This is a genomic window from Cryptosporangium arvum DSM 44712 (genome assembly GCF_000585375.1).
GTDB classification, from domain to species: domain Bacteria; phylum Actinomycetota; class Actinomycetes; order Mycobacteriales; family Cryptosporangiaceae; genus Cryptosporangium; species Cryptosporangium arvum.
The window spans coordinates 2,952,822-2,977,612 of sequence record NZ_KK073874.1; the positions used below are offsets into that span (position 1 = coordinate 2,952,822).

28 protein-coding genes are annotated in these 24,791 nt (G+C 72.1%); 15 read left to right on the forward strand and 13 right to left on the reverse strand.

Going from position 1 to position 24,791, the window contains the following annotated elements; genetic code table 11:
- The first annotated feature begins 23 nt into the window (after positions 1-23).
- Positions 24-1,058 (forward strand): ornithine cyclodeaminase, encoded by a 1,035-nt coding sequence (locus CRYAR_RS13735; RefSeq protein ID WP_035851088.1) that lies wholly within the window; start codon positions 24-26, stop codon positions 1,056-1,058.
- Entirely contained in the window at positions 1,051-2,007 is a 957-nt protein-coding gene (gene ctlX / locus CRYAR_RS13740; protein WP_211247434.1) for a citrulline utilization hydrolase CtlX, read from the forward strand. The genes CRYAR_RS13735 and ctlX overlap by 8 nt, the downstream gene beginning before the upstream one ends.
- On the opposite strand, the gene CRYAR_RS13745 is transcribed toward ctlX, so the two are convergent.
- Positions 1,987-3,129, reverse strand: a complete 1,143-nt coding sequence (locus tag CRYAR_RS13745; protein WP_035851090.1) for a PucR family transcriptional regulator — start codon at positions 3,127-3,129, stop codon at positions 1,987-1,989. The genes ctlX and CRYAR_RS13745 overlap by 21 nt on opposite strands.
- 83 nt (positions 3,130-3,212) lie before the next feature.
- On the opposite strand from CRYAR_RS13745, the gene CRYAR_RS13750 reads away from it, so the two are divergent.
- The 3 genes from CRYAR_RS13750 (at position 3,213) to CRYAR_RS48005 (ending at position 6,635) form a co-directional block, all read left to right on the forward strand.
- On the forward strand, positions 3,213-4,139 hold the full coding sequence (locus CRYAR_RS13750) for a proline dehydrogenase family protein (protein ID WP_035851093.1): 927 nt from the start codon (positions 3,213-3,215) through the stop codon (positions 4,137-4,139).
- 31 nt (positions 4,140-4,170) lie between these two features.
- Positions 4,171-5,799 (forward strand): L-glutamate gamma-semialdehyde dehydrogenase, encoded by a 1,629-nt coding sequence (pruA, locus tag CRYAR_RS13755; protein WP_035851095.1) that lies wholly within the window; start codon positions 4,171-4,173, stop codon positions 5,797-5,799.
- Positions 5,800-5,861: 62 nt separating this feature from the next.
- Positions 5,862-6,635 carry a hypothetical protein gene (locus tag CRYAR_RS48005; RefSeq protein ID WP_169745025.1) on the forward strand — a complete coding sequence of 258 codons (774 nt, stop codon included), beginning with the start codon at positions 5,862-5,864 and terminating at the stop codon, positions 6,633-6,635.
- A 112-nt stretch (positions 6,636-6,747) separates the two neighbouring features.
- On the opposite strand, the gene CRYAR_RS13765 is transcribed toward CRYAR_RS48005, so the two are convergent.
- Positions 6,748-6,957 (reverse strand): helix-hairpin-helix domain-containing protein, encoded by a 210-nt coding sequence (locus tag CRYAR_RS13765; protein ID WP_035851100.1) that lies wholly within the window; start codon positions 6,955-6,957, stop codon positions 6,748-6,750.
- 166 nt (positions 6,958-7,123) lie between these two features.
- Here CRYAR_RS13765 and CRYAR_RS50145 point away from each other — a divergent pair, with 166 nt between their 5' ends.
- Complete coding sequence (locus CRYAR_RS50145; protein WP_281174578.1) at positions 7,124-7,255, forward strand: hypothetical protein; 132 nt, start codon at positions 7,124-7,126, stop codon at positions 7,253-7,255.
- Positions 7,256-7,404: 149 nt separating this feature from the next.
- Here the strand turns inward: CRYAR_RS50145 and tuf are convergent, their stop codons facing one another.
- On the reverse strand, positions 7,405-8,595 hold the full coding sequence (gene tuf / locus CRYAR_RS13770) for an elongation factor Tu (RefSeq protein WP_035851101.1): 1,191 nt from the start codon (positions 8,593-8,595) through the stop codon (positions 7,405-7,407).
- A 288-nt stretch (positions 8,596-8,883) separates the two neighbouring features.
- The gene (locus tag CRYAR_RS13775) at positions 8,884-9,708 is read right to left on the reverse strand and encodes an SAM-dependent methyltransferase (protein ID WP_342673829.1); all 825 of its coding nucleotides are present in this window, start codon (positions 9,706-9,708) and stop codon (positions 8,884-8,886) included.
- Between the two features lie 56 nt (positions 9,709-9,764).
- Between CRYAR_RS13775 and CRYAR_RS13780 the strand changes: the two genes are divergently transcribed.
- The gene (locus CRYAR_RS13780; RefSeq protein WP_035862224.1) at positions 9,765-10,613 is read left to right on the forward strand and encodes a phosphotransferase family protein; all 849 of its coding nucleotides are present in this window, start codon (positions 9,765-9,767) and stop codon (positions 10,611-10,613) included.
- 126 nt (positions 10,614-10,739) lie between these two features.
- Entirely contained in the window at positions 10,740-11,543 is an 804-nt protein-coding gene (locus tag CRYAR_RS13785; RefSeq protein ID WP_169745026.1) for a hypothetical protein, read from the forward strand.
- A 32-nt stretch (positions 11,544-11,575) separates the two neighbouring features.
- On the opposite strand, the gene CRYAR_RS13790 is transcribed toward CRYAR_RS13785, so the two are convergent.
- A complete protein-coding gene (locus tag CRYAR_RS13790; protein ID WP_035851105.1) occupies positions 11,576-11,851 on the reverse strand; it encodes a DUF1905 domain-containing protein in 276 nt (91 codons plus the stop codon).
- A gap of 161 nt (positions 11,852-12,012) precedes the next feature.
- On the opposite strand from CRYAR_RS13790, the gene CRYAR_RS13795 reads away from it, so the two are divergent.
- The gene (locus CRYAR_RS13795; protein ID WP_051570151.1) at positions 12,013-12,498 is read left to right on the forward strand and encodes a GNAT family N-acetyltransferase; all 486 of its coding nucleotides are present in this window, start codon (positions 12,013-12,015) and stop codon (positions 12,496-12,498) included.
- 40 nt (positions 12,499-12,538) lie between these two features.
- Here the strand turns inward: CRYAR_RS13795 and CRYAR_RS13800 are convergent, their stop codons facing one another.
- The gene (locus CRYAR_RS13800) at positions 12,539-13,402 is read right to left on the reverse strand and encodes an SMP-30/gluconolactonase/LRE family protein (RefSeq protein WP_035862228.1); all 864 of its coding nucleotides are present in this window, start codon (positions 13,400-13,402) and stop codon (positions 12,539-12,541) included.
- A gap of 151 nt (positions 13,403-13,553) precedes the next feature.
- On the opposite strand from CRYAR_RS13800, the gene CRYAR_RS13805 reads away from it, so the two are divergent.
- The gene (locus CRYAR_RS13805; RefSeq protein ID WP_035851107.1) at positions 13,554-13,994 is read left to right on the forward strand and encodes a VOC family protein; all 441 of its coding nucleotides are present in this window, start codon (positions 13,554-13,556) and stop codon (positions 13,992-13,994) included.
- A 14-nt stretch (positions 13,995-14,008) separates the two neighbouring features.
- Here the strand turns inward: CRYAR_RS13805 and CRYAR_RS13810 are convergent, their stop codons facing one another.
- The 3 genes from CRYAR_RS13810 to CRYAR_RS13825 form a co-directional block, all read right to left on the reverse strand.
- Entirely contained in the window at positions 14,009-14,485 is a 477-nt protein-coding gene (locus CRYAR_RS13810) for a hypothetical protein (RefSeq protein ID WP_157017642.1), read from the reverse strand.
- A 587-nt stretch (positions 14,486-15,072) separates the two neighbouring features.
- Positions 15,073-16,143 carry an NAD(P)H-dependent amine dehydrogenase family protein gene (locus tag CRYAR_RS13820; protein WP_035851110.1) on the reverse strand — a complete coding sequence of 357 codons (1,071 nt, stop codon included), beginning with the start codon at positions 16,141-16,143 and terminating at the stop codon, positions 15,073-15,075.
- Between the two features lie 10 nt (positions 16,144-16,153).
- Complete coding sequence (locus CRYAR_RS13825) at positions 16,154-16,939, reverse strand: SDR family oxidoreductase (RefSeq protein WP_035851112.1); 786 nt, start codon at positions 16,937-16,939, stop codon at positions 16,154-16,156.
- Between the two features lie 102 nt (positions 16,940-17,041).
- Here CRYAR_RS13825 and CRYAR_RS13830 point away from each other — a divergent pair, with 102 nt between their 5' ends.
- Positions 17,042-17,923: an alpha/beta fold hydrolase gene (locus CRYAR_RS13830; RefSeq protein WP_035851113.1), complete on the forward strand. Its 882-nt coding sequence runs from the start codon at positions 17,042-17,044 to the stop codon at positions 17,921-17,923.
- Here CRYAR_RS13830 and CRYAR_RS13835 read toward each other — a convergent pair.
- Positions 17,859-18,710 carry a hypothetical protein gene (locus CRYAR_RS13835; RefSeq protein WP_035851116.1) on the reverse strand — a complete coding sequence of 284 codons (852 nt, stop codon included), beginning with the start codon at positions 18,708-18,710 and terminating at the stop codon, positions 17,859-17,861. The genes CRYAR_RS13830 and CRYAR_RS13835 overlap by 65 nt on opposite strands.
- Entirely contained in the window at positions 18,707-19,012 is a 306-nt protein-coding gene (locus CRYAR_RS13840) for a PadR family transcriptional regulator (RefSeq protein WP_035851119.1), read from the reverse strand. The genes CRYAR_RS13835 and CRYAR_RS13840 overlap by 4 nt, the downstream gene beginning before the upstream one ends.
- A gap of 54 nt (positions 19,013-19,066) precedes the next feature.
- Here CRYAR_RS13840 and CRYAR_RS13845 point away from each other — a divergent pair, with 54 nt between their 5' ends.
- From CRYAR_RS13845 to CRYAR_RS13855, 3 genes are read left to right on the forward strand one after another with little or no spacing between them, the layout of a single operon-like run.
- Positions 19,067-20,515 carry an FAD-linked oxidase C-terminal domain-containing protein gene (locus CRYAR_RS13845; protein WP_035851122.1) on the forward strand — a complete coding sequence of 483 codons (1,449 nt, stop codon included), beginning with the start codon at positions 19,067-19,069 and terminating at the stop codon, positions 20,513-20,515.
- On the forward strand, positions 20,515-21,624 hold the full coding sequence (locus CRYAR_RS13850; protein WP_051570153.1) for an FAD-binding oxidoreductase: 1,110 nt from the start codon (positions 20,515-20,517) through the stop codon (positions 21,622-21,624). The genes CRYAR_RS13845 and CRYAR_RS13850 overlap by 1 nt, the downstream gene beginning before the upstream one ends.
- A complete protein-coding gene (locus CRYAR_RS13855) occupies positions 21,624-22,940 on the forward strand; it encodes a (Fe-S)-binding protein (RefSeq protein WP_051570155.1) in 1,317 nt (438 codons plus the stop codon). The genes CRYAR_RS13850 and CRYAR_RS13855 overlap by 1 nt, the downstream gene beginning before the upstream one ends.
- 47 nt (positions 22,941-22,987) lie before the next feature.
- On the opposite strand, the gene CRYAR_RS13860 is transcribed toward CRYAR_RS13855, so the two are convergent.
- On the reverse strand, positions 22,988-23,434 hold the full coding sequence (locus tag CRYAR_RS13860; RefSeq protein ID WP_035862236.1) for an Lrp/AsnC ligand binding domain-containing protein: 447 nt from the start codon (positions 23,432-23,434) through the stop codon (positions 22,988-22,990).
- Between the two features lie 78 nt (positions 23,435-23,512).
- Here CRYAR_RS13860 and CRYAR_RS13865 point away from each other — a divergent pair, with 78 nt between their 5' ends.
- On the forward strand, positions 23,513-23,977 hold the full coding sequence (locus tag CRYAR_RS13865; protein ID WP_211247437.1) for a DUF2000 domain-containing protein: 465 nt from the start codon (positions 23,513-23,515) through the stop codon (positions 23,975-23,977).
- Between the two features lie 81 nt (positions 23,978-24,058).
- Here CRYAR_RS13865 and CRYAR_RS13870 read toward each other — a convergent pair whose 3' ends face one another.
- Positions 24,059-24,691 carry a LysE family translocator gene (locus CRYAR_RS13870; protein WP_035851125.1) on the reverse strand — a complete coding sequence of 211 codons (633 nt, stop codon included), beginning with the start codon at positions 24,689-24,691 and terminating at the stop codon, positions 24,059-24,061.
- Positions 24,692-24,791 lie beyond the last annotated feature (100 nt).

Consider the following 24,791-nt stretch of genomic DNA (forward strand, 5'->3'; position numbering starts at 1 on the left):
ACGAACGCAAAGGAGCTCCCGCTATGAACGTCCCTTTCGTCGATGTCGCGAACCTGGCCCGCTGGGTCACCGCGCTGGGCGCCGAGCGGATCATCGCCGACCTGGTCACCGAGCTGGAGCTCGACTTCAAGCGCTGGCCGGAGTTCGACAAGAGCGCCCGGGTGGCCAACCACTCGACCGACGGTGTCATCGAGCTGATGCCGATCAGCGACGGGCAGCAGTACGCGTTCAAGTACGTCAACGGGCACCCGAAGAACCCCGAGCGGGGCTTCCAGACCGTCACCGCCTTCGGTGTCCTCGCCGACGTCCACAACGGATACCCGGTCTTCGCGGCCGAGATGACGATCCTCACCGCGCTGCGCACGGCCGCGACCTCCGCACTGGCCGCGCGGCACCTCGCCCGCCCGGACTCGGCCACGATGGCGCTGATCGGCTGCGGCGCCCAGGCCGAGTTCCAGGCCCTGGGCTTCCGCGCCGTCCTCGGCGTCGACCGGCTGCGGATCTGGGACACCGATCCGGCGGCGATGGACAAGTTCGAGCGCAACGCCACCCGGCTCGGCTTCACCGTCGAGCGCGCCGCCGACGCCCACGACGCGACGCTCGGCGCCGACGTCGTCACCACCTGCACCGCCGACAAGGCCAACGCGACGGTGCTGGCCGCGGCGTCGGTGCGCCCCGGCGTCCACCTCAACGCGATCGGCGGGGACTGCCCGGGCAAGACCGAGCTCGACCCCGCCATCCTGCCGCGCTCCGAGGTCTTCGTGGAGTACACGCCGCAGACCCGCGTCGAGGGCGAGATCCAGCGTCAGCCGGCCGATTTCGCGGTCACCGAACTGTGGGAGGTCGTCGCCGGGCTGCGGCCCGGGCGGAGCGGCGCGGACGCGGTCACCGTGTTCGACTCGGTGGGTTTCGCGATCGAGGACTTCACCGCGCTGCGTTACCTCCAGCGCGCGGTCGAGGGCACCGGCTACGCCGTCGACCTGGACCTGATCGCGGATCCGCGCGACCCCAAGGACCTCTTCGGGTTCGTCACCGCGGGTGCCTTCTCCGGTGTCTGAGGTCGGTCAGGCCCCCGCCGCGGTCATCATGGTCCGCCCGCACCACTTCGTGCCCAACCCGGCCACGATCTCCGACAACCTGTTCCAGGCCCGGTCGGAGGTCCCGCCCTCGCGTGCGCTCGCGGACGCGGCGCTCGCCGAGGTCACCGCCGTGGCCGACGCGCTGCGCGGGGTGGGCGTCGGCGTCCACCTGTTCGACGACGAGTCGACCGGCACGCCCGACTCGGTGTTCCCGAACAACTGGTTCTCGACGCACCCCGACGGCCGGGTCGCGATCTACCCGCTGTACGCGCCCAACCGCCGGGCCGAGCGGCGGGCCGACATCGTGCAGTCGCTGCGCGTGGGCTTCCAGGTCAACGGCGTCCACGACTACTCGGTGCTGGAGGACGACTGCCTCTACCTGGAGGGCACCGGTTCGATGGTGCTCGACCACGTGGGCCGGGTCGCGTACGTCGCGCGGTCCTTCCGGTCCCACGACCGGGCGGTCGCGATGGTCTGCCGCGACCTCGGGTACGAGCCGGTCGTGTTCTCGTCGCTCGACTCGCGGGGTGCGCCGATCTACCACACGAACGTGATGATGTCCGTCGGCTCGACGGTGGCGCTGGTCGCGCTGGACTCGTTCGAGCACCGGGCGGAGCGGGACGCGGTCGAGCGACGGCTGGCGGCCTCCGGGCGGGCGGTCGTCCCGCTGACCCAGGGGCAGGTCGACGAGTTCGCCGGCAACGCGATCGAGCTGCGTGGGACCGGCGGTTCGTACCTGCTGCTCTCCGCCCGGGCGTACGACAGTCTGACGTCGGAGCAGCGCGCGACCCTGTCCGCGCACGTCCACCTGCTCCCGGTCGCGGTGCCGACGATCGAGCTGGCCGGCGGGTCGGTGCGGTGCATGGTCGCGGGGATCCACCTGCCGCGCCGGGTCCGGGAGACCGGGCTAGCCGAGGTAGGGGGCTAGACGGAGCGCGAGGTGCAGGCGGAGGCGGCCCTCGCCGGTCGACAGGTCGCAGCCGGTCAGGTGCTCGATCTGGGCCAGCCGGTGGTAGACGGTCTGGCGGTGCACCGAGAGCCGGCCGGCCGCCCGCGCCACGCTGCCGGCCTCGTCCAGGTACACCCGCGCGGTCTCCACCAACGCTCCCGGGGCCTCGTCGAGGAACCTGCGGAGGCGGGGCGTCAGCAGGGTGCGGGCCAGGTCGTCGTCGCGGGCGACGCCGAGCAACCCGAGCGGCCCGAGCCCGCCCCACTCCACGACCGTCCCGCGTTCGGACGCGCGGGCGACCCGGAGCGCGACCCGGGCGCCGGTGCGGCTGGCGGCGAGCTCGGCCAGGCCGGAGACGACCGGCCCGACGCCGACCCAGGTGGAGTCGTCCAACGACGACAGCCGCCGCCCCAGCCCGAGCGCCGCCAGCGTCGTCGGAAGCGTGGTCGCGGAGCGGATCAGATCCGCGTGCACCACCGCCGCGCAGACGACGTTGTCCTCGCGGACCCAGACCAGGCCGGAGCGCGTCGACCGGCTCGCCAGCTGGCCGCCGAGGTCGGGACGGTGGACGAGTACGCAGGCGACGGGGTCGCGCACGTCCAGGCCGGCGGCGCTCGCCAGTTCGAGGGCGGAGTGCGCAGCGGCGCCGCCGTGGCCCTCGACCGCTTCCCGGTAGTTCGCGTCCCGCCGGGCCTGGCGGCGCTCGACCAGGCCGAGCAACGAGGCGGCCGCCTCGGCGATCCGGGCCGCCTCACCCCAGTGCTCGACCCCGATCGGGTGCTCGTCCTCCAGCAGCCAGAAGTAGCCGTGGACGCGGCCCAGGTGCCGGGCCGGGATGCACAACCGTGCGGCGATGCCCCGCGCCGGGTCGGCGGGGGTGCGCACCGGCCCGGTCGCTTCGTGGATGCCGTGCGCGAGGAACCATTCGCGGACCTCCGGCGTCGAACCGCGCTCGAGGATCGAGTGGCGCCGGACCTCGTCGACCACCCCGGCGCGGCCCTGCCCGGAGAAGCCGATGAGCCGGAAGTCGGGGTCTTCGAGCGTGCAGGGCGCGTCGAGCAGCCCCGCCATGTCGTCCACCAGGTCGTCGAGCGCCGTCACTAGACAAGTGTCACATGTTTGACCGTTGATCACGTGACAGCTGCCAGTCCTCTCCGGCAGGCGGCCGGTCTAGCTTCGGGGTCATGCTCAGCTCTGCGCTCAACCGCGCCTCCCGGAGCCGGCGCGTTCGCCGCGTCGTCGAGCGCGTCCCGGTGACCCGGCGGGTCGTCGACCGGTTCGTGGCCGGCGAGGAGATCGCCGACGTGGTGCTGGCCGGCGAGTACCTGCGCCGCCAGGGCCGCTCGGTGACGATCGACGTCCTCGGCGAGGACGTCACCGACGCGGCCGGTGCCGCCGCGACCACCGCGGCCTACCTCGCGCTGCTGGCCGCCCTGGCCGAGAAGAACTGCGCCGAGGGTGCGGACGTCTCGCTCAAGCTGTCGGCGCTCGGCCAGGCCCTGCCGGGCTCCGGCGACGAGATCGCCGAGTCGAACGCCCGCGCCGTCTGCGAGGCCGCCGCGGCGGTGGGAGCCACGGTCACGCTGGACATGGAGGACCACACGACCGTCGACTCCAGCCTGGCCATCGGCGCCAAGCTGCGGGTCGAGTACCCGCTCACCGGCACCGTGCTGCAGGCGAACCTCCGCCGCACCGAGCGCGACCTGGCCGAGCTGGCCCAGCCGGGGACCCGGATCCGGTGGGTGAAGGGCGCGTACCGCGAGCCGCGGAGCGTCGCCTACCAGCAGAAAGCCGAGGTGGACGACGCCTACCGCCGGGGCGTGCGCAGCCTCATGGAATCCGGGTGCTACCCGATGATCGCGACCCACGACCCGGCGATGATCGAGCACGCGCTGCGGGCGGCGGCACGGACCGGCCGGAGCGCGGCGGACTGGGAGGCCCAGATGCTCTACGGCGTCTCCACCGGCCGGCAGCGTGAGCTGGTCGAGCAGGGCCGGCGGCTGCGCGTCTACGTGCCGTTCGGCACCGACTGGTACGGGTACTTCATGCGCAGGCTCGCCGAGCGCCCGGCCAACGTCGCGTTCTTCCTGCGCGCGCTCGCACGCGGCTGACCTCTCTCCCGATTCCGACCCTGGAGCATCCATGGACGCAGTGACGGCCCCGCCGGCTCCGACGAACGAGCCGAACCTGACCTACGCGCCGGGTAGCCCCGAACGGGACGCCCTGCAGGCCGAGATCGCCCGGCTCGAGAAGGAGCGGCACGAGCTGCGCGGGTACGTGGGCGGCGACTGGGTGTCCGGCGGCGGCGTCGAGATCGACGTCGTCCAGCCCCACGACCACCAGCACGTCCTCGGCACCCTGCGCAACTCCACCCGCGACGACGCCCGGGCCGCGGTGCGCGCCGCCGCCGACGCGGCGCCCGGCTGGCGCGAGATGGACTTCGACGACCGCGCCGCGGTGCTGCTCAAGGCGGCCGACCTGCTCGCCGGCCCGTGGCGTCAGCGGCTCAACGCGGCCACCGTGCTGGGGCAGTCGAAGACGCCGTTCCAGGCCGAGATCGACGCCGCCTGCGAGCTCATCGACTTCTGGCGCTACAACGTCCACTACGCGCGCCAGATCCTCGCCGACCAGCCGATCGCGAACAGCCCCGGCGTGTGGAACCGCACCGACCACCGCCCGCTCGAGGGCTTCGTGTACGCGATCACCCCGTTCAACTTCACCGCGATCGCCGGGAACCTGCCGACCGCCCCGGCCCTGATGGGCAACACCGTCCTCTGGAAGCCCTCACCGACCCAGCAGCTGGCGGCGTCGCTGACGATGGAGCTGCTGACCGAGGCCGGCCTCCCGCCGGGCGTGATCAACATGCTCCCCGGCGACGGTCTCGAGGTCTCCGAGGTCGCCCTGGCCAGCCCCGACCTGGCCGGCATCCACTTCACCGGGTCGACGCCGACGTTCCAGCACCTGTGGCGCGAGGTCGGCGCCAACATCGCCAACTACCGCTCGTACCCGCGCGTCGTCGGCGAGACCGGCGGCAAGGACTTCGTCGTCGCGCACCCTTCGGCCGACCCCGACGTGCTGCGCACCGCCCTGATCCGGGGCGCGTTCGAATACCAGGGCCAGAAGTGCTCGGCCGCCTCGCGCGCCTACGTGCCGCGGTCGGTGTGGGCGAAAATGAAGGACTCGTTCCTGGCGGAGATCGAGTCGATCGCGATCGGCGACCCGACCGACTTCACCAACTACCTGGGCGCGGTCATCGACGCGCGCGCGTTCGCGAAGCACCGGGCCGCGATCGAGCGCGCCAAGCAGTCCTCCGGTCTCGACGTCCTGGTCGGCGGCGTTCTCGACGACTCGGTAGGCTATTTCGTCCACCCGACCGTCATCGAGGGCGGCGACCCCACCGACGAGATGTTCACGACCGAGTACTTCGGCCCGATCCTGGCGGTGCACGTCTACGACGACGCGAACTTCGAGCAGGTCGTACGCGGGATGGAGTCGATCGCGCCCTACGCGCTGACCGGCTCGATCATCGCCCAGGACCGCCGGGCGATCGCCTGGGCGCAGAAGGAGCTGCGCTTCGCGGCCGGCAACTTCTACATCAACGACAAGCCCACCGGCGCGGTCGTCGGCCAGCAGCCGTTCGGCGGCGGCCGCGCCTCCGGTACCAACGACAAGGCCGGCGCGGCCGCGAACCTGACGCGCTGGACCAGCCCCCGATCGCTGAAGGAGACGTTCGTGCCGCCGACGGACTACCGGTACCCGTACCAGCGCTGAGGTTTTCGCAACCTTGCCTACTTAGGGTGATGGTTGTGATGCCCTGGGTAGCGGCGGGGTACGTGGCCGTCGTGTTCGTGTGCGCGGCGAGCGAGGCGGCGGGCACCTTCCTCGTCGACCGGATCTACCTGGCCGTTCTGCTGTTTCCTGTGTCGCTGGTGCTGTCGAACGTGCTCGGTGTCCTCACGTTCGTCTTCTCGGTGGCGGGCCGTCCGGGTGTCGGGGTCGGGATCGTCGTGGGGTACACCGGTGCGGCGGTGCTGAACGTGTGGCTGTGGCGCGCGGTGCGTCGTGCGTATGTGCGATCGAAGGAGGTGCCCGCCGGGGTGCCGCCGTCGTATCCACCGCCGTCGTATCCGCCGCCGTCGTATCCACCGCCTTTGTACCCGCCGCCTTCGTACCCGTCGCCGTCGTATCCGTCGGCGGTGCCACCGCCGGTGTCGCCATCCGTTGCGCCGTCGGTGGCGTCGGTGGACTCGCCCTCGGGCGCGCCGGCCGAACCGCCGGTTGCGTCGCTAGACGGACCGTCGCAGTACGGACCGCCGCAGTACGTTCCGCCGAGCGCCCGGCGGCTATGGGTGCTCGGCGCGTTGGGACTCGCGCCGCACATCGTTTCGATCGTGCTGTACGGGATTCAGCTGCACCAGATGCCGGACCACGGGATCAAGGCGGAGGTGCAGGCCACGCTGTTGCTCTCCTGGACGTTCTTCCTCTACTCCATGGTCGGATGCGGGTTGGTCGCGCTGTCGCGCCGAACGAGACTCCAGGCCGGCGCCGTAGCCGGCGGCTCGGTCCTCGGCTTCCTGGCCGCCCTTGTGGCCGGATCCATCGCGTAGGCGACGCACCCGGCCGCACCGGGTCCGCGCTGCCCGGCCGCACCGGGTCCGTGCTGCCCGGCCGCACCGGGTCCGTGCCGCCCGTAGCGGCGACGCGGGCCGGGGGCTGGTGTCAGCCCTCGTCGGCGAAGGCGAGACCCCGCTCGGCCAGCGCGTCGGCGAGGATGGTCACCGCTTTCGGCCCGACGCCGTGCAGGGCGAGCAGCTCGCGGCGGCTGCGGGTCGCCACCTGATCCAGCGTCCGGACGCCGGCGTCGAGCAGGGCGCGGGTGGCCGGCCGCCCGATCGGCGGCAAGCTTGCGGGCGTCGGCTGGGTGCTCATCCGCGCACCCTAGCCCGGTTTCCTCACGCCGTTTCCGGCGGCACGAGCGAGCGTCGGCAAGCGAACGTTCGGACCGTAACGGCGCCGATCGAGCCCGCCCCGCATTCACGCGAAGCTAGTGGCACAGCAGGGGGAACACACACACCAACACAGGAGGCTGGACGACATGAGCGGCTGCTACGACTACTCGTACAACGACTACAACGACTACAACGACTACAACGAGTGCAAGCCGCGCCGTCGTCGCCACCACAAGAAGCGCTACAACGACTGCTGGGACTACAACCCCTGCAGCTGACGCACCCCGCACCGCCGCCGGCCCGGAGCGCACCACGCGCCCCGGGCCGCTCTGGGTCGCGAGCGGGGAGCAACCCGCGAACTCGACGCGAGGAAATCAGTCGGCACGCGACGCACCGGCGGATGCGCCGGTGCGTCGCGCCCCGTGGTTCAGTCCAGCAGTTCGGTCACCGTGCCGGCCGCGACCGTGCGGTTGCCCTCACGGACGGCGAAGCCCAGGCCGACCTCGAGCGCGACCGGCTTGCTCAGGTCGACCACGACCGCGTCGAGCGTGTCGCCCGGCATCACGAGCTCCACGTCGCCCAGCTCCAACCCGCCCGACACGTCGGTCGTGTGGAAGTAGAACTGGGGCCGGTAGTTGGCCTCGAACGGGGTGTGCCGGCCTCCTTCAGCGGAGGTCAGCGCGTACATCGTCGCCCGGAAACGCTGGTGCGGCGTGACGCTGCCGGGCGCCGCGACCACCTGGCCGCGCTGCACCTGCTCGCGCTTGATGCCACGCAGCAGGACCGCGGCGTTGTCGCCGGCCTGAGCCGAGTCGAGAGACTTGCCGAACATCTCCAGACCGGTGGCGACGCTCGCCACCGTCGGTCCGAGGCCGACGACCTCGACCGGCTCGCCGACGCGCAGCGTGCCGCGCTCGACCTTGCCGGTGACGACGGTGCCCCGGCCGCTGATCGACAACACGTTCTCGATCGGCATCAGGAACGGCTGACCGAGCTCACGCGGCGGTACCGGCACGTAGTCGTCGACGGCGTCGAGCAGGTCGGCGATGGACCGCACCCAGCGCGGGTCGCCGTCCAGCGCCTTGAGCGCGCTGACCGGAACCACCGGCACCTCGTCCCCGGGGAACCCGTACTCCGACAGCAGCTCGCGGACCTCCAGCTCGACCAGATCGAGCAGCTCGGGGTCGTCGACGGCGTCGCTCTTGTTCAGCGCCACCACCAGGTACGGCACACCGACCCGCCGGGCGAGCAGCACGTGCTCGCGCGTCTGCGGCATCGAACCGTCCTGCGCCGACACCACGAGAATCGCGCCGTCCACCTGCGCCGCCCCCGTGATCATGTTCTTCACGTAGTCGGCGTGTCCGGGCATGTCCACGTGCGCGTAGTGGCGCGTGGGCGTCTCGTACTCGACGTGCGCGATCGTGATCGTGATACCGCGGGCGGCCTCCTCCGGCGCCTTGTCGATGCCCTCGAACGCGACGTACCGGTTGGCGGCCGGGTCGCGGTCGGCGAGCACCTTCGTGATGGCGGCGGTCAGGGTCGTCTTGCCGTGGTCGACGTGCCCCATCGTGCCGATGTTGACGTGTGGCTTGTTACGGACGAACTGGCTCTTGGCCATGATTCCTCACTGGTTGTAAGGCACCGTTGGTGCGTAAGCACCCTGGCAGTGAACCGCGGCGTCGGCCGCGTCAGAACCCGCGCAGGTCGCAGCGACCCTTCCCCGGGGTTCTGCTGCTGGTGGGGAAGGGTCAGCTTCGGGTATCGACGCCGTCGAGCGAGAACACGCGCACGGGAGCCACCGACGAGGGCAGCTGCAGACCGAACGCGAACATGGGCATCACGGTAGCTGGTAACACCGCGGACCCCGACTGAATTTCCGGGGGCCCCGGGGGCGGTGCCGCGCCGCTCAGGGGCGGCGGCCGACTCCGCCGATCAACCAGTGGGTGGGCTCGGGCGCCGGGTCCACCGGGTCCGGGCGCCACTTGTCGATCGTCACCAGACCGGGCTCGACCAGCTCGAACCCCGCAAAGACCGCCGCGATCTCGTCTTCGCGCCGGAAGTAGATCGGGGTGGGGGTGGCCCGGTAGGCGGCCTCGACGCCGTCCACCGCCTCGGGCGGGTGATTGTCGACGGTCACGTGGGTGGCGGCGAGATGGCTCCCCGGGGCGAGCGCGTCACGCAGCGCTCCGATGACCGGGTCGAACTCGTCGGTGCGCAGGAAATGGGTCATCGCGATGAGCATGACCCCCACGGGCCGGTCGAAGTCGATCAGCTCCCGGACGTCGGGATGTTCGATGACTTTCCGCGGTTCACGCAGGTCGGCGGTCACGACCGTGGTGCGGTCGTCGGTGGCCAGCAGCGCTCGGCCGTGCGCCAGCACGATCGGGTCCTTGTCGACGTAGACCACGTGGGCGTCGGGAGCGGCCCGCTGGGCGATCTCGTGGGTGTTGCCCACGGTGGGGAGGCCGGCGCCGATGTCGATGAACTGCCGGATGCCGGTCTGCGCCATGAACCGGACCGCGCGCCGCAGGAACGCACGGTTCTCCAACGCGAGCTGCCGCACCTCCGGCATCGCCACTTCCACCGCCGCGACGGCGTCCCGATCGACCTGGAAGTTGTCCTTGCCGCCGAGGTAGTAGTCGTACATGCGGGCCACATGTGGCCGACTGGTGTCGATGTGCCCGGTCTCTTCCACCCGATTCCCTCCGATCCGCCCGAGTCCACTGTGCACACTAGACCGCCCGGTCGACGTCGCGACCACCGGTGACCCGTGCGAGGATCCAGGCCGTGGACCCGGGGACGCTCTCGCGCGCGACGGCCGCCGTGACGGCGTTGGCGGGAGAACTACGGCTGCCGATCGACGACGTGGTCGTGGTCCGCAACTCGAACAAGGTGTCGGTTCGCGTGCTGCCTGCTGACGTTTTCGCTCGCGTGGCGCCGCTGGGGCAGGAGGTCGCGGCGCTGGAGGTCGAGCTCGCCCGGCGTCTGGCCGGGGGCCCGATCGCCGCGCTCGAGCCCCGGGTCGAGCCGAGGGTCCACGAACGGGACGGGTTCGCCGTGACCTGGTGGACCCACTACGAGGTCGTGCCGGCCGGCCCGGACCTCCCCGGCGTCTACGCGGGCGCACTCCGCCGCCTGCACGCCGGTCTGCGCACCGTCGAACTCGCGGCCCCGCACTTCCTGGACCGCGTCGCGGCGGCGGAACGGCTGGTCACGCACCGCGACGAGACCCCCGCGCTCGCCGACGCCGACCGCCGCCTGCTGCTCGATACGCTGCGCGACGCCGGTGATCGGATCCGCGCTCGCGGGGCGGCCGAGCAGCTCCTGCACGGCGAACCGCACCCCGGAAACGTGCTCAGCACCCACGACGGGCCGCGGTTCATCGACTTCGAGACCTGTTGCTCCGGCCCGGTCGAGTTCGACGTGGCGCATACGCCCGAGGAGGTCGGCGCGCGCTATCCGAACCTCGATCCGGTTCTGCTCGCGGAGTGCCGCCGGCTGGTGCTCGCCCTGGTCGCCACGTGGCGGTGGGACGTCCGCGACGAGTTCCCGGACGGGCACCACCACGGGCGCACCATCCTGTCGATGCTCCGCCAGGGCCCGCCGTGGCCCACCCCCGGCGCCCTCGTCACGTAGACCTGGGTCTACCCCGGCGCGGTGGCGGACTCGACCACACATGCGGCGGTCAGCCCCCGCGATCTTCCGCGGCCGACCTCCTAGCGTCCTTTTCGCGTAGGTCAGTTTCGGCGACAAAGGAACCTAGTGAGAACAGATCGACTGCGGGTCGTGTTTTTTCTGCTGGTGGCGGGCGCGGCATTGATCGCCGCGTTCGTCGTCGGCCCCGCCGCGTTGCTCAACGACAAGTACGGCGAATACGACGACATGGCGACGCTGCCGGGCCGGGTCGCGGCGAGCCTCGTCGAGTTCTGCCGGGGGCGGACCTCGACGATGCCTTCCTCGCTCGCCGAACTCGTCGACTACTGGTTCCGCTGGCACGCCATCAAGGTCGCGATCTGCGTCCCGATGGTCATGGTCTCCGTACTGCTCGTCGCCGCGCTGTGGAGCCGGTACCTGCGGGCGGGCCGCCGGAGCGCGGTCTGGTACCTGGCGGGGGCCACCGGGTCGATGGTGTGCGCCGCGCTGGCCCTCGGGGTGCTGATCCTGAACATCCAGGCCACGTCCGTGCCGGTGGTGGCGCTTCTTCCCCTCTTACCGGCCGACGCCGGGGGAGGGCCGGCGGAGCTGCTGAGGGCGGCGATGAACAACGGTTCGGGCGAACAGGCGAGTCCCGCCGCTCTTTCGGTCCTGCTCGACGAGGTCGCGCGCTACTACTGGATCCTGGCGTTCCTGTCCGGCGTGTCGGCCCTGGCCGGTTTCGCGGCCGGCATCGTTTCCTGGCGGCGGCGCGCCACGGCTCGTCGGGGCCGCGGAATGTATGCCGCGCTCACCGTCGTGACGGTTCTCGCCGCGGGGGTGATGCTGATGGTGTTCGTCGTCAGCACGTACTCCGCCCTCACCCCGTCCGACGCGTTGTCCGGACTGCTGGGATTCGAATCCGGCCGGTAGCGGTGGGCTCGTCCGCTCCGCCCGCGACGGGGTCAGGACAGGCGTTCGGTGAGGTGGACGCGGACCTCGTCGCCCTCGGCCTTTCCGATCGCCTTCCGCACGGCGGCGGTCACCGGCAGTTTGTGGGTGCCGTCGCCCAGAGCCATGAAGGCCCCCCGAAACGGCTCGCCGTCGATGTCGCCGCGCACCTTCACCAGGCCGCGCGTGCCGAACACCGTCGCGGAGTCCGGCATCTGCACACAGATCCAGGTGTCGCCCGGACGCACACGCCCGAGGACGGCGGTGAAGGTGAGATCGAGCGGTGTCATGGCTCCTCCTTGTTCACCTTCTACACGAACGACCAGCTCGAAATCGACGACACGGCGCCGCTCGCCGTGGTTTCCCGACGAAGCCGCCGAACATCGCTGCGCCGACGAGCGGCATGGCACCGTGGATCGAGTCGGCAGCCGGGTCGTGCGGAGGGCCAAGGATGATTCGTGAACTAGCGCAGATCTCTCTGAGCAGCGGCACCGTCGTGCTGCGTCGAGCCGAGAAGCCCGACCTGCCGACGCTTGTCGAGTTCCTGGCGGCCGACCAGCTCGGCGCTCACCACGAGAACGCGGAGGACCTGGCACCCTACGAGGCGGCCTTCGCGGCCATCGAGGCCGACCCGGCGCAGCTGCTCGTCGTGGCGATCGTCGATGGCCGGATCGTCGGCACGTTCCAGCTGAGCGTCATTCCCGGCCTCGCCCGCCGGGGATCTCTCCGCGCGCAGATCGAGGCCGTCCGGGTCTCCGACGGGTACCGCAATCGCGGGATCGGCGCCGCCATGATGCGGTGGGCGATCGAGGAAGCCGGACGCCGGGGATGCGCGCTCGTGCAGCTGACGTCGAACAAGGCGCGTCTGGACGCCCACCGCTTCTACGAGAACCTGGGATTCGCGCGCTCGCACGACGGATTCAAGCTCACGGTGTGATCGGAGTGCGGGCGCGGACGCCGCTGCCGGCGAGCCGGGTTCACCCGGCCGTTCGGGCCCAGGTGGCGCCGGTCGTCAGCGTGCGGATCCGGTAGAGGCTGGTGGACGCGGTGATGTACAGATCAGTGCCGTCGGGGCCGCCGAAACACAGGTTGGAGATCTTCTCCGGCACGGGGATCCGGGCCACGAGCTCACCGTCGGGGGAGAGCACCTGCACGGCGTCCAGGCTCGACGTCCAGATCCGGCCGGTCACGTCGACGCGGAAGCCGTCGGAGCAGCCCGGCAGCACGGTGGCGAAATCGCGTCCGTTGCTCACCGTCGCGTCGGTCACGTCGTAGACCCGGATCAGGCCGCGGGCGGTGTCAACCGTGTCGGAGACGTAGAGCAGGCTCTCGTCCGGCGAGAACGCCAGGCCGTTGGGGCGCTGCATGTCGGTGATCGCGGGCCGCAGGAGGCCGGGCTCGTAGCGGAAGACCCAGCAACCGCCGTACTCCATCGAGCCCGGGTGACCCTCGTCGGGCTGGGTGATCCCGTAGGGCGGGTCGGTGAACCAGATCGCCCCGTCGGAGGCGACGACGATGTCGTTCGGTGAGTTGAGCCGGTGTTCGCCCCAGTGGTCGACGAGCGTCGTCGGCTCACCGTCGACCTCGACCTCGACGCAGCGGCGCCCGTGCGAGCACTGGACGACCCGGCCGGCCAGGTCGAGCGTCCGCCCGTTGGTGAACTCGACGTCCTGCCGATGGACGTGGGTCTCCCCGGACCGGGAGTCGTACTCGTAGATCCTGTTGCCGTGGATCTCGCTCCACCGCAGGCTCTGGGTGCCGGGCAGCCAGACCGGGCCCTCCCCCCAACTCCCACCGGTCCAGACCCGCTCCAGCCGTGCGCCCGGCGCGACCACATCCATCACGTGATCGAAGCGCACATCCGTCCCGATGTCGACCTGACCGCAATGCGCGCGGGCCCGGCACGGCGTCGGATGTCGAGAGAAGCGGATCGGCTCCGTCTCGGAGAGAGAGCGGCCGTCGGGCCGTGCTGATGCCTGGGAGAGGGACCACGTGACCGTCCGCCGGATGGACAACGTCCTCATCGTCGTCGAGGACCTCGACGCCGTGACCGCGTTCTTCGTCGAGATCGGCTTGGAGCTGGAGGGCCGGATGCCCGTCGAGGGACGCTGGGTGGAGAGCGTGATCGGGATCAGTGACGTCCGGCAGGAGGTCGCCATGCTCACGGTCCCGGGCGGTCACGGCCGGATCGAGCTGGCGATGTTCCACACGCCGGAGGCGATCAGCGGCGTCCCGATCGACGCACCGGCGAACACCCTGGGTATTCGTCGCGTGATGTTCGCCGTGGACGACATCGACGACGTCGTGGCCCGGTTGTGTGCCCGGGGAGCCGAGTTGGTCGGGGAGGTCGCCCGCTACGAGGACGTCTACCGGCTCTGCTACGTGCGTGGACCGGAAGGCATCGTCGTCGGGCTCGCCGAACCACTCGGGTGAGGCCGCGAGGACAGTTACATCGTGGAGAGCGCGACCGCGAACACCACGCCGGAGGCGGCGAGCAGGCCGCTGAGCGTTCCGCCCATCACCAGCAGCGCCGGCCGGGTCCGCACCCAGAGACGGAGCAGCAGGTAGATGCCCGCCGCGCCGATGAACGCCAGCACGGCGAGGTAGGAGACGAGCAGGAAGCTGAGGCTGATCAGCGCGGCGGCTCCGACGGCGGTCAGGGCCGCGGGCCGCCGACCGATGTCGCGGACCAGCACGAAGTACGCGATGGCGCCGCTGAACAGGACGACCGCGGCCACCAGCGCGGCCACGGCGACGTGAGCGAGCAGGACCATCAGCACGAGGGCCGCCGCGACGCCCGCCGCAGCGCCGGCGCCGTTCGCCGCAGCGCGCTGCGGACCCTGCCTTCCGGCCGACACGACGAAGATCACGCCTCCGGCGTACAGCGCAGCCAAGCCGAAGACCACTGCGAGAAATGAGTCCATTGCCGCGACGTCACTCAAGTCGTCCAGCCTCCCGACGTTCGTTTCGCGGGGTACCTCCCCGGTCGGAACCAAGTTCTCGCGGACCGGCTCGACGCTCGGTCGGGCGCATGACGCCGCGAACGTTAGCTCCGGAACACTCGCTCAGCGAGCGGCACGGGCACCCGGCCCTCGGCGTGTGGGGTCCCCGCCAGGGGCGCCTTCTCCGGAGGGATCCGCATGAAGACCAGGCGAAGAACGATCGGCTCGGCCTTGGCGCTAGCGGCGGCACAGTGTGCGGCGCTCGTCGGCATTTCCGAACCGGCGAACGCCGATTCCGACCGGATCACCCAGGGCGAAGCCGCAGCCGTCTATCAAGCCGCCGGGGCAGGCGGTGGCGCGATTCTGAGCCGCGGGCACGGGCGATTCGTCGGCGCCCCGGCCAATCAGAACGTCGCCATCCGGCCCTATTTCGACAACAACCTGCACTACTGCGCCGACGACTGGCATGCGCTGTGGACGCGGCCGGCACCGGAACCTGCGTCTGAGCACCGGACGTCTGCGGCCCGGAGCGCGCGGTGCGCGTTCCGGGCCGGTCGTACCACCTCGGCTCAGGGGCGGACCAGGCCGCGGCCGGTGACCAGCGGCAGGTCGAGAGCGGTGAGCAGGCCGGGCGGTGCGGCCACCACCGCGGGTACCGAGTTGACCAGGCGCATCGCGGTGGCCTTCAGGCCGGCCGTGTTGTGGTCGCCGTCCGTGGCCAGCATCGTCATGTCGAGCGTGTAGTTCGGCTCGCCGGTCACCACCACCCGGTATCCGCCCTGGCCGGTCGGTTGCGGCCAGTCGGGGCCGAGGTCCGGGCGCAGACGGGTGATGTGCTCCAGGACGCACACCGCGCGGCCGCCTCGCATGCCGCGGACTTCGAAGCGCAGCGCGGCCGCGGTGCCCTCGCCGATCGAACCCGACGGGATGTCGAACGCCTCGGGTGCGGGCAGCCGCGAGAACGACTCCTCGACCGCGTCGAGTTCGACGTCGAGCCCGGCCGCCAGCTGACGCACCACCGAGCCCCAGGCGATACCCAGGACACCGGGCTGCAGCAGCATCGGGACGTCGTCGATCGGCTTGCCGAAACCCATGATGTCGAACAGCACCGTCGGGTTGTCGTAGGTCGAGTAGTCGAGGATCTCCAGGCAGCGGACCTCGTCGATGCGCTCTGACAAGCTGGTGAGCGTCAGCGCCATCCAGTCGTTGGCGAAGCCGGGGTCGATGCCGTTGACCCACAGCGAGGCGCCGCCCTCCGCCGCCGCGGCGCGGATCGGGTCGGTCAGGCCGGCCGGCACCACGCCGTCGGGGTACTGCAGGAACACCGGCCCGGACGACACGACGTTGACGCCCGCGCGCAGGAAGCGGGTGAGGTCGGCGATCGCGTCGGGCAGCCGGTCGTCGGCCATCGCGGTGTAGACGACGCAGTCGGGGTTCAGGGCGAGCAGGGCGTCGGCGTCGTCGGTGGCCTCGACGCCCAGGGTGCGGCCGAGCCCGGCCAGCTCACCGGCGTCGCGGCCGACCTTGGCCGGGTTGGAGACCCAGACGCCGGCCAGCTCCAGGTCGGGCCGGGCGTCGACGCCGGCGATCGTGTGCTTGCCGACGTTGCCGGTGCTCCATTGCACCACGCGCAGAGTCATGCGGTCCCCTTCAGAGATCGGGCAGGCCGAGGTCGAGGTTCGGGGTGCGGAGGCCGCCGTCGACCTGGAGGATCGCGCCGGTGACGTACGCGCCGGCGGGGGAGGAGAGGTACACGACCGCGGCCGCGATGTCCTCGGCGTCGCCGATCCGCTTCAGCGGCGTGTTCTGCTCCATCGTCGTGCGCAGCTCGTCGTTGTCGAGAACGAGTTCTAGTGCGGAGGTGGCGATCGAGCCGACCGCGATCGCGTTCACCCGGACGCGGGGAGCGAGGTCGGCGGCCGCGATGCGGGTGTAGTGGGCCAGCGCGGCCTTCGCGGTGCCGTAGGCGGCGTAGCCGCGGGCCGGGAGCCGGCCCATCACCGACGAGATGTTGACGATCGCGCCGTTGGTCTCCAGCAGCGCGGGTACCGCGGCGGTGGTGAGCGCGTGGGCGGTGGAGACGTTGAAGTGGAACGCCGACTCCAAGCGGCGCACGCTGGTCTTCAGCAGCGGGCGCGGCATCTCGCCGCCGACGTTGTTGACGACGATGTCGAGGTGCCCGAACGCGTCGACGGCCCGTTCGGCCAGGCTCGCGGCCGCGTCGGCGTCGCTCAGGTCGGCGGCCGCGATCACGGCTTTGCGGCCGGTGGTGGCGATGCGGTCGGCGACCGCGCGGAGGTCGTCCTCGGTGCGGGCGGAGATCAGCACGTCGGCGCCGGCCTCGGCCAGGGCGAGCGCGGTGGCCGCGCCGATGCCCCGCCCTGCCCCGGTGACCACCGCGACCTTCCCGTCCAGCCGGAACCGGTCCAGAATCATGCGCGAAACTGTAACAGGTTCTACCCCGTTACCGGGTGGCCGAGCTGCGGCGGACCGGCGCCGGATGGTTGAGTGGGGAGACCTACGGCGAAAGGGACACCGATGACCGGAACGCCGGCGTGGCTGACCGACGCGCTCGCGGCCGACGTCGAACTCGGCGTCGTCGAGGTCGACGGCGTGGCGATCCACTACCGCGCCTGGGGCAAACCGGGCAACGAGAACGGGATCGTGTTCGTTCACGGCGGTGCGGCGCACAGCCGCTGGTGGGACCACGTCGCACCGTTCTTCGCCGGTGACCGCCGGGTGGTCGCGCTCGACCTCTCCGGCCACGGCGACAGCGGCCGGCGCGAGGAGTACCTGATGGCGCGCTGGGCCGACGAGGTGCTCGCCGCCGCCGCGCACGGCGGTGCCGGCCCGAACCCGCTGGTCATCGGCCACAGCATGGGCGGCATGGTCGCGATCACCGCCGCCCGGCTGCGCGGCACCGAGCTGGCCGGCGCGGTCGCCGTCGACACCCCGTTCTGGGAGGACCAGCCCGAGGAGCAGGCGGCCGGCGCTCAGCAGGCGTTCGGGCCGCTGCGGCGGTACCCGAGCCGCGAGGCCGCGCTCAAACGCTTCAAGCTGATCCCGGAGCAGGACGGGAACGACCCGGCCATCCACGCCCACATCGCCGAGACGTCGCTGCGCGCGATCGACGGCGACTGGAACTGGAAGTTCGACCCCAACGTGTTCCGCGGGCGGGGACGGCCCGTTCCGCTGGAACTACCCCGGTGCCGGGTGGCCGTGTTCCGCGCCGAGCACGGCCTGGTGCCGCCGGACATGGGGGAGCGGATCGCGGAACGCCTCGGCCGGGTCGTGCCGGTCGTGGAGATCCCGCTCGCCGCTCACCACGTGATGATCGACCAGCCGCTCTCCCTGATCACCGCGCTCCGGACGCTGCTGGCCGACTGGACCCACTCGGAGCCGCACCGGCCGGAGGCCTGAGCACGGCTCCGAACGCCAGCCCCGTGAACACCACGAACAGGTACGTGTCGAACCCGGTCACGTCCCACACCAGCAGCGCGTCCCCGGGCGGCATGCCCCCGACGCCGAACCCGGTCAGCGAGACGAACAGCCAGGCCGGTGCGTACGCGAAGTCGAGCGGCACGGCGCTCAGCGCCATCATCACGACGGTCGCCACGTGCGCGGCCACCAGCGCCACGGCGGCCCCGGCCGCCGACCCGAACCGGGGCAGCCGACCGGCCAGCGTCAACGCGACGGCGAGACCGGCGAAGAACACCAGGAACGCCGGCGCGTGCACCTGGAGCGCGCTCGCGGGCGACGCCGTGCCCGCGTTGAACAGCACTCCCACCGCCCATCCGGGCACGGTCACCGCGAGGATCCGCCACCCCGTCCCGACGCGCACGGCCCACCGCCGGCCGAGCAGCCCGGCCGCGACGGCCAGCCCGGCCGCGAACACGGCCATCAGCGACGTCTGGGTGTCGGCGCCGAGCACCGCGGACGCCAGCCGGGTCGGTACCACGCCGAGGAAGAGCGCCACGGTCGCGACGACCGGCGCGATCACGATCAGCCGGAACCCGCGCCAGGTCAGCGTCGGGCCGCCCCGGGGCCGGGCCAGCGCGAGGCTCGCCGCGTACCGCAGCGCGGGGCCGCCGCGCCCTTCGGCCGCGAGCACGGCCAGCTCCGCCTCCCACTCCCGGCGGTCGTCCTCCCGGTCGGCTGCGGGGGAGCGGCGGACGGCGAGCGCCACCAGCGCCCGGGCCAGCCTCACCAGGCCGTCCGCAGGTCCGGCGGGGACGTCCGCGCGCGGAGTTCGGCGAGCGCCCGGCGGGCCTCGACCGCTCCCTCCGCGGTGAGCCGGTAGTACCGGCGGGCGGGCCGGCCGGCGGCGACCGGATCGATCGCCTCCCAGTCCGCGGTGAGCCAGCGCGCCTCGGTCAGGCGGCGCAGAATGGGGTAGAGCGTTCCGCTGGCCAGGCCGGCCGCCCGCATCAGCTCGAGCCCGTAGTGGTCGGCGTCGGGCTCGGCCAGCAGGGCCGCCAGCACTTGTGCCGTCGACACCGTGATTCGCATGAGTTGAACTATATCGCAACTCTACATAGGGTGCTGGCGGTTACCGTCGGACGTATGGGCACCGACCTGGTCGCGGCGTTGCAACGGGTGGTCGGCATCGAGTGGACGTACACCGACCCGCACGAGCTCCGTACCTACGAGTCCGACGGGCTGCTGCAGTACCGCGCGCTGCCGCGGGTGGCGGTCCACCCCGGCTCGGCCGAGGAGGTCCGGGCGGTCGTGCGGCTCTGCGCCGACGCCGAGGTGCCGTGGGTGGCCCGGGGCGCCGGTTCGGGCCTCTCCGGCGGCGCGCTCCCGGTCGCCGACGGCGTCCTCATCGTCTTGACCAGGCTCAACCGCATCCTCGACGTGGACCTGGACAACGCCAGGGTCTGTGTGGAACCCGGGGTCACCAACGCCGCGGTGTCGGCGGCGGTCGGGCCGGGCTTCTTCTACCCGCCGGACCCGTCCAGCCAGATCGTGTGCTCGATCGGCGGCAACGTGGCCGAGAACTCCGGCGGGGCGCACTGCTTCAAATACGGTTTCACGACGAACTACGTCACCGGCCTGGAGGTCGTCCTGACCGACGGCGAGCTGGTCCGCCTGGGGGGAGAAGGACTCGATACCCCGGGTTACGACCTGCTCGGGGCCTTCGTCGGATCCGAGGGCACGCTCGGCGTGGCGACCAAGATCTGGCTGCGGATCGTGCCGTCGCCGGAGGCCGTCCGGACGCTCGTCGCGTTCTTCGACTCCACGCACGCGGCCGGTGAGGCGGTGTCGGAGATCGTGCGGGGCGGCGTCGTGCCGGGCGCGATCGAGATGATGGACGCGGTGACGATCGACGCCGCCGAGCGGATGGCGCACGCGGGTTACCCGGTCGGCCGCGGGGCGGCGCTGCTGGTGGAGCTCGACGGCCCCGAGGACGAGTGCGAAACGCTCTTCGCCGACGTGGTGGCGATCTGCGAGCGGTGCGGCTCCGACGACGTGCGGGTCAGCCGGGACGACGCCGAGCGCGCGCTGTTCTGGAAGACACGCAAGGCCGCGTTCCCGGCGATGGGGCGCATCTCGCCGAACTATTTCGTGCAGGACGGGGTCATCCCGCGCACCACGCTGCCCGACGTGCTGGAACGCATCGAGGCGCTGGCCACCGAGGCCGGGCTGACCGTCGCGAACGTGTTCCACGCCGGGGACGGGAACCTCCATCCGCTCGTCTGTTACGACGGCCGGGTGCCCGGCGAGGCGGAGCGGGCCGAGGAGCTGGCCGGGGCGATCCTGCAGGTCTGCCTGGACGCCGGCGGCTCGATCACCGGCGAGCACGGCGTGGGTGTCGACAAGCGCAAACACATGACGAAGATGTTCTCGCCGTCCGATCTGGACGCGTTCCAGCGGCTGCGTTGCGCGTTCGACCCGGCGGGCCTGGCCAACCCCGGCAAGGTGATGCCGACGCCCCGGCTCTGCGGTGAGGTGCCGGGGCCCTACCGGCAGCACCCGATGGAGGCCGCCGGGCTGGCGGAGCGGTTCTGATGCCCGCGCTCCGGCCCGGCTCGATCGACGAGGCCGCCGAGTCGCTGCGTGCGCTCGGCGGCGCCGGCACGCCCGTCCGGCCGGTCGGGTCCGGGAGCCGCGCGGGCTGGGGCGGCGGTGCGACCGGCACCGAGCTGCACACCACCGGCCTGAACCGGATCCTGGAGCACAACCCCGGCGACTTCACCGCGGTCCTGGAGTGCGGCGTCCCGCTCGCGGACGCCCAGAAGGTGTTCGCCTCCGCCGGGCAGTGGCTCGCGCTGGACCCCTCGCCGGGCGGCACGATCGGCGGTCTCGTCGCGACCGCCGACTCCGGGCCCGCGCGCCACCGCTACGGCGGCGTCCGCGACCTGGTGATCGGCGTGACGCTCGTGCTCTCCGACGGCACCGTCGCCCGGTCCGGCGGCAAGGTCATCAAGAACGTCGCCGGTTACGACCTGGGGAAGCTGTTCACCGGCTCGTTCGGCACGCTGGGGCTGGTGGCGGAGGTCGCGGTGCGGCTGCACCCGCTGCCGTCCGGCACCGCCACGGCGGTGGCCACGTTCACCGACCCGTCCGCGCTGGCCGAGGCCGCGTCCGGCCTGTCCCGCCGTCCGCTCGAGGCCCTGTCGCTCGACGCGGCGTGGCGCGCCGGGACGGGGCGGCTGTTGGTGCGCTTCGGCGGCGTGACGGCGACGAGCCAGGCGTCGCGGGTGGCGTCCGGGCTGGCCGGCGGGCCGGAGGTGGCCGTGGTCGAGGACGACGAGCCCCTCTGGGAGGCCCAGCGCTCCGCGCAGCGCTCGCCGTCCGGCGCGGTGCTGAAGGTGTCCCACCGCCCCACCGAGCTGGCCGCCGTCGTCCGCGCCGCCGACGCCGTGGGCGCCACGGTCGTCTCCCGGGCCGCCCTGGGCCTGTCCTGGCTGGCCTTCCCGGACGCCGACCCGGACACCGTCGCGACCGTCCGGGAACAGCTGGCACCGGCGGCGGTGACCGTGCTGGACGGCGGTGACCGGGTGTCGGCACCGTGGCCGGACCTGGACGCGGGTGTCGTCGCGGTGCAGCAGCGGGTGAAGGCCCGGTTCGACCCGGCGCGGATCTTCCGCCCCGGCACGTTCGTAGGAGGCCTGTGATGACCGTGCTCCCCTCCGGCGGTGACCAGCCTTCGCTGCACGAGGGGGCGGGCGGCTGGGACGACCACCGCCCGCCCGACCCCGAGCTGATCAAGGACTGCGTCCACTGCGGCTTCTGCCTGACCACCTGCCCCAGCTACACGGTGTTCCAGGACGAGGCCGACTCGCCCCGCGGGCGCATCGTCCTGATGCGCGTCGGCCACGAGGACGCCGTCGGCCCGACCACGCAGAACCACTTCGACCGCTGCCTGGGCTGCATGGCCTGCGTGACGGCGTGCCCGTCCGGGGTGCAGTACGACCGGCTGATCGAGCAGGTCCGGCCGCAGCTCGAGCGCAACGTTCCCCGCACCCCCGCCGACCGGGCCTTCCGCGCCCTGGTCTTCGGGATCTTCACCCACCCCGGCCGGGTGCGCGCCCTGATCCCGGCCCTGGCCGTGCCCGGCAAGCTCGGCGCCCGCCTGGGTCGGCTGCTCCCGGCCGGGTCGCGGCTGCGTGCGCTGATGTCGCTGGCCCCGCCGGTCCGGCTCTCCGCGACCGTGCACCAGCTGCCGCGGGTCACGCCGGCCGCGCCGGGCGTCGAGCCGCGCGGAACGATCGCGTTCCTCCAGGGCTGCATTCAGCGGGCGCTCTTCGGCGACGTCAACGCCGCGACCGTCCGGGTCCTGGCGGCCGAGGGCTTCGAGGTGCACGCGCCGCGCACCCCGCGCTGCTGCGGCGCGCTCCAGCTGCACGGCGGCGTCGAGGAGTCGGCGCTGGTCGAGGCGCGCAAGGTGATCGCCGCCTACGAGGGCTACGACACGATCGCGGTGAACGTCGCCGGCTGCGGTTCGGCGATGAAGGACTACGGCCACCTCTTCTCCGACGACCCCGAGTGGGCGACGCGGGCGGCGGCGTTCTCGGCGAAGGTCCGTGACGTGCACGAGGTGCTCGGAGCGGTCGAGCCGCAGGCCCGCCGCCACCCGCTGCCGATGCGCGTGGCCTACCACGACGCCTGCCACCTCGCCCACGCCCAGGGCGTGCGCACCCAGCCCCGCGACCTGCTCCGCGCCATCCCGGAGCTGACGCTGGTGGAGCCGGCGGAGTGGGAGATCTGCTGCGGCTCGGCCGGCATCTACAACTTGACCCAGCCCGCCGCCGCGGCCGAACTCGGCGAGCGCAAAGCCGCGAACCTGGCCGCGACGAACGCCGACGTGATCGCCGCCGCCAACCCCGGCTGCGCGCTCCAGATCGCGGCCCACCTGGAGAACCCGATCCCGGTCTACCACCCGATGATCCTGCTGGACGCGTCCCTCCGCCGCCTGCGCCGTACCGTCTGACCCGGGGATCTCGGCGACGAGCTCCACGATCACGTGCGCTCGGTAGGTCACACCACGTGCGGTGACCGGACGTGCTCGAAGATCACGCTGGTGTTGACGTCGGCGACCTCGCGGCGTTCGGTGAGCCGGTCGATCACGAACGCGTAGAGACCGTCGTTGTCGGGCACCGCGACGTGGATCAGGAAGTCCCATCCGCCGGCGGTGACGAACAGCCCGATCGTCTCGGGCAGCGCCGCCGCCCACTCCCGGAACGCGGTGATCACCGTCCGCGACGGCGGCCGGATCCGCACCGAGATCAGCGCCTGGATCGGCCGGCCCACCGCGGCCAGGTCGATCTCCGCGCGGTACCCGGCGATCACCCCGGTCTCGCGCAGCGCCCGCACCCGCAGCAGCGACGTCGACGGCACCACCCCGACCGCGGCCGCGAGGTCCCGGTTCGTCGTCCGCGCATCGTTCTCCAGTTCCCGGAGAAGCGCCCGGTCGATCGCATCAATCACTGTGGTTTCCCCGATTCGTCGAACGGAATTCGACAACTGCGCCAGAGAGCGCAACAACAGCTTACTGTTTCCGCCGTGACCATCACTGATGAAGCATCGACCGGCGAGCTGCTCGCGCTGACGACGCGTCAGCAGCGGACGAAGTGGGTCGTCGTGGTCGACCGGGACCTCCCGATCGGGCTGATCGCGAACGCGGCCGCGTGCCTGTCGGCGACGATCGGCCAGCAGCGGCCCGACCTGCTCGGCCCGGCGACCGCCGACGGGTCCGGGCTCGAGCACCAGCCGCTGCCGTTCATCGGCTGCTCGATCCTCGGGGCCGACGCCGCGACCGTGCACCGGGTGCGCACCAGGGCCGCCTCCCGGCCGGCGCTGCTCGTCGTCGACATGCCGCAGGTGGCGCAGCAGGCCACCGCGTACGCCGAGTACCAGGCGACGATGGCCGCGACGCCGCACGAGGAGCTGGCCTACTACGCGGTCGGGCTGGTCGGGCCGCGCAACCAGATCGACAAGGTCGTCGGCGGCCTGCAGCTGCTGCGATGACCGGCCCCGACCTGGCCGGCGCCCTGCGTACCTGGATGTCCGGCCCCCGGTAGTGACGCGAGTCGCAGCCGGGGGAGGAGCTCAGTGCGGGGAGACGGCCAGTTTCAGGCCGAAGCCGATCAGGGCCGTCCCGGTGACGCGGTCGATCGCGCGGTGGACCGACGGGCGCCGCAGCCAGCCCCGCACGCCGTGCGCGGCGAGGATCAGCGCGCTGAACCAGAGCATCCCCTCGGCGTTGTGCACGAGCGCCAACGCGACCCCCATCAGCAGCGGAGGAGCCTGCTCGGGCAGGAACTGCGGGATCACCGCGAGGTAGAACGCCCCGACCTTCGGGTTGAGCAGGTTGGTCAGCGTCCCCCGCCACCACGCCCGCCGGCTGCTCACCGCGTCGCCCGGCCCGCCGGGTGCGTCGGGATCGCGCCGCCGCAGCGTCGACCGGATCATCTGGACGCCCAGCCACACCAGATACGCCGCACCCGCCACCCGGAGTGCGGTGTATGCCACGGTCGACGCGGTGAGCAGCGCCGACACTCCCACGGCGGCGGCCGCGCCCCAGACCAGCGAGCCCGTACCGATGCCCAGCGCGGCCGCGAACGCCGGGCGCCGCCCGCTCACCAGCGCGGTGCGCAGGACGTACGCGGTGTCCAGCCCCGGGACGATCGTCAGCAGGGCCGCGACCGCGGCGAAGGACAGCAGGGAGGAGGTCACGCTCATGCCTGGCATTCTGCCGGTGTGAGCCAAACCACCCCGCTTCACGTCCGCGGGGGTGCACTTCGTCTCGTGCTCGTCGGTTGATTCCCAGCGCGAGAGGCGG

Coding starts and splice junctions, on each gene's coding strand:
- CRYAR_RS13735 (WP_035851088.1), top strand. CDS start 24: ATGAACGTCCCTTTCGTCGATGTCGCGAACCTGGCCCGCTGGGTCACC.
- CRYAR_RS13750 (WP_035851093.1), top strand. CDS start 3,213: ATGCTCAGCTCTGCGCTCAACCGCGCCTCCCGGAGCCGGCGCGTTCGC.
- pruA (WP_035851095.1), top strand. CDS start 4,171: ATGGACGCAGTGACGGCCCCGCCGGCTCCGACGAACGAGCCGAACCTG.
- CRYAR_RS13765 (WP_035851100.1), bottom strand. CDS start 6,957: ATGAGCACCCAGCCGACGCCCGCAAGCTTGCCGCCGATCGGGCGGCCG.
- CRYAR_RS50145 (WP_281174578.1), top strand. CDS start 7,124: ATGAGCGGCTGCTACGACTACTCGTACAACGACTACAACGACTACAAC.
- tuf (WP_035851101.1), bottom strand. CDS start 8,595: ATGGCCAAGAGCCAGTTCGTCCGTAACAAGCCACACGTCAACATCGGC.
- CRYAR_RS13790 (WP_035851105.1), bottom strand. CDS start 11,851: ATGACACCGCTCGATCTCACCTTCACCGCCGTCCTCGGGCGTGTGCGT.
- CRYAR_RS13795 (WP_051570151.1), top strand. CDS start 12,013: ATGATTCGTGAACTAGCGCAGATCTCTCTGAGCAGCGGCACCGTCGTG.
- CRYAR_RS13800 (WP_035862228.1), bottom strand. CDS start 13,402: ATGGATGTGGTCGCGCCGGGCGCACGGCTGGAGCGGGTCTGGACCGGT.
- CRYAR_RS13810 (WP_157017642.1), bottom strand. CDS start 14,485: ATGGACTCATTTCTCGCAGTGGTCTTCGGCTTGGCTGCGCTGTACGCC.
- CRYAR_RS13820 (WP_035851110.1), bottom strand. CDS start 16,143: ATGACTCTGCGCGTGGTGCAATGGAGCACCGGCAACGTCGGCAAGCAC.
- CRYAR_RS13825 (WP_035851112.1), bottom strand. CDS start 16,939: ATGATTCTGGACCGGTTCCGGCTGGACGGGAAGGTCGCGGTGGTCACC.
- CRYAR_RS13830 (WP_035851113.1), top strand. CDS start 17,042: ATGACCGGAACGCCGGCGTGGCTGACCGACGCGCTCGCGGCCGACGTC.
- CRYAR_RS13840 (WP_035851119.1), bottom strand. CDS start 19,012: ATGCGAATCACGGTGTCGACGGCACAAGTGCTGGCGGCCCTGCTGGCC.
- CRYAR_RS13845 (WP_035851122.1), top strand. CDS start 19,067: ATGGGCACCGACCTGGTCGCGGCGTTGCAACGGGTGGTCGGCATCGAG.
- CRYAR_RS13850 (WP_051570153.1), top strand. CDS start 20,515: ATGCCCGCGCTCCGGCCCGGCTCGATCGACGAGGCCGCCGAGTCGCTG.
- CRYAR_RS13855 (WP_051570155.1), top strand. CDS start 21,624: ATGACCGTGCTCCCCTCCGGCGGTGACCAGCCTTCGCTGCACGAGGGG.
- CRYAR_RS13870 (WP_035851125.1), bottom strand. CDS start 24,691: ATGAGCGTGACCTCCTCCCTGCTGTCCTTCGCCGCGGTCGCGGCCCTG.